Origin of the sequence: Zoogloea sp., from assembly GCF_041911615.1 — a bacterium.
GTDB lineage: Bacteria > Pseudomonadota > Gammaproteobacteria > Burkholderiales > Rhodocyclaceae > Zoogloea.
In genome coordinates this window covers 1-1,874 of sequence record NZ_JAYROR010000043.1, presented here as the reverse complement: position 1 = coordinate 1,874, position 1,874 = coordinate 1, and the positions used below count along the sequence as shown (strand labels likewise).

General features: G+C 71.1%; 3 protein-coding genes. All 3 read right to left on the bottom strand.

Translation table 11 applies throughout. The features are described 5' to 3' along the window. Positions 1 to 471, bottom strand: a 471-nt coding sequence (locus ACE3P2_RS05665) for a hypothetical protein (RefSeq protein WP_374261976.1), incomplete at its 3' end; no start/stop codon positions are given. A gap of 54 nt (positions 472 to 525) precedes the next feature. Then, positions 526 to 981 carry a phage tail protein gene (locus tag ACE3P2_RS05660; RefSeq protein WP_374261974.1) on the bottom strand — a complete coding sequence of 152 codons (456 nt, stop codon included), beginning with the start codon at positions 979 to 981 and terminating at the stop codon, positions 526 to 528. A 46-nt stretch (positions 982 to 1,027) separates the two neighbouring features. Next, positions 1,028 to 1,874: phage tail sheath family protein (locus tag ACE3P2_RS05655; protein WP_374261972.1), on the bottom strand; the 847-nt coding region annotated here is incomplete at its 5' end.

Below are 1,874 nucleotides of genomic sequence, written 5' to 3'. Positions count from 1 at the left end.
CGGCACGACGATCCGGCCGGCGGCGTCGAGCCCGAGGGCGACCGGGCGCTGGACGAGGCGGCAACGCACTTCGAGGCGGTTGCCCCAGCTGCCGGGGTTGCGCGCGGCGATGCGGACCTGCCGGCGGGTGCCGCCCTGCAGGGCGACGAGGCCGGGCACGACGAGGCGCGCGGTGCGGATGTTGGCGTGATCGACGCAGCGCACCACCAGGCAGCGCCGGCCGCCGTTGGCGAAGAACAGGCGCACCGCCAGGGGCAGGTTGAGCCCGCTCCGGGCGCGGCCGAAGATCGCCTCGAATTGCCGCACGTCGTCGATCGCCACCGGGGTGTTGACCGGCCCCCGCTCGGCAAGGCCGATCAGCGCGGCCACGTCGAGCCGTACCAGCGGTCGGGCGGCAACCGCGGGCTGCTGGGCGTAGACGCCGGGCGGCAGCCCGGGCCGCCACAGGCTACCCTGCAGGGCGACGCTCATGGCACGGGCCTCGGGTCGGGGAAGAGGGGGCGCGCATCGGGGTGCCTCGCCGGATCACTCGTATTCCAGGTCCTCGCAGACCAGGGTGAGTTCTTCCATCGCCACGTCGGAGGCACCCTTGGCGGCGAGCGTCGGACCGGTCCATTTGGACGGGCGGGCGTTGATGAGCTTCCACTGGGCGACGGTCTGGGCGCGATCTTCGCTCAGCAGCTCGATGACCACGGTGGCGCGGGCGTCCATGTTGCCTTGGCGCACCTGCTTGACCCAGTTCCAGAGGTCGAGGGAGGCGATCAGGCCGCGCTTGAGGGTGACGTCGCCGGCCTTGTACATGAGCGGCACCTTGCGCGGGCGGTTGAAGGCGTCGGTGCCTTCGCGGTAGTCGGCGTGGGTGATCTCGGTGGACAGGCCCGAGACGTCGGAAAAGCCGCCGCGGAACTGGCCGCCGCTGGCCGGGTTGATGGTGACCTTGAAGTTGAACGGGCCGTAGGGGTCTTCGCGCAGGGTGGCCATTGCTGGGCTCCTTTGAGGGTGCGGTTATCGACGCTGGGCGGGGCGCTCAGACGATGGAGGCGTCGGCGGTCCATTGGCCGATGCGGAAGATGACGAACTCCGCCGGCTTGGTGGGGGCCACCCCGATCAGGCAGACCAGGCGGCCGTTGTCGAGGTCGGACTGGCTCATGGTGCTGCGGTCGCAGCGCACGAAGTAGGCGTCCTCGGGACGCGCGCCGAGCAGGGCGCCGGTGCGCCAGGTGTCGTAGAGGAAGCCTTCGATGGTGAGGCGGATCTTGAGCCACAGCTCTTCGTTGTTGGGCTCGAACACCGCCCACTGGGTGCTGCGGTCGATGGAGTGCTCCAGGTAGATGAACAGCCGGCGTACGTTGAGGTAGGTCCACTCGGGGTCGGAGCTGATGGTGCGGGCGCCCCACACCCGGTAGCCGCGGCCCTCGAAGAAGCGCAGGCAGTTGATGCCTTCGGGGTTGAGCACGTCCTGCTCGCCTTTGTTGACGTTGCGCGAGAAGCGCAGCACGCCGCGCACCGTCTCGTTGGCCGGGGCCTTGTGGACGCCGCGTTCGATGTCGCTGCGGGCGTAGATGCCGGCCATGGCGCCTTCGGGGGAATACAGCACGGTTTCGCGGGCGCTGCCGGGGGTGCTGGCGACGAGCCACGGGTAGTACAGCGCGGCGTACTTGGAGTCGTGCTGGCCGCGCACCTGGCGGATCGCCGCCTGGTCGGCCTCGCGGGGGCCGGCGAGGATCGCGAAGCGGTAGCGCAGGGTCTCGCAGTGGCCGATGAGGGCGTCGCGCACGGCCTGGTCGGCGGGCGCGGCGAGGGCGGCGGCGCCCGGCGCGGCGACGATGGCGATGTCTTCGACCTCGCCCAGCGCGGCGAGGCCGGTGGCGTCG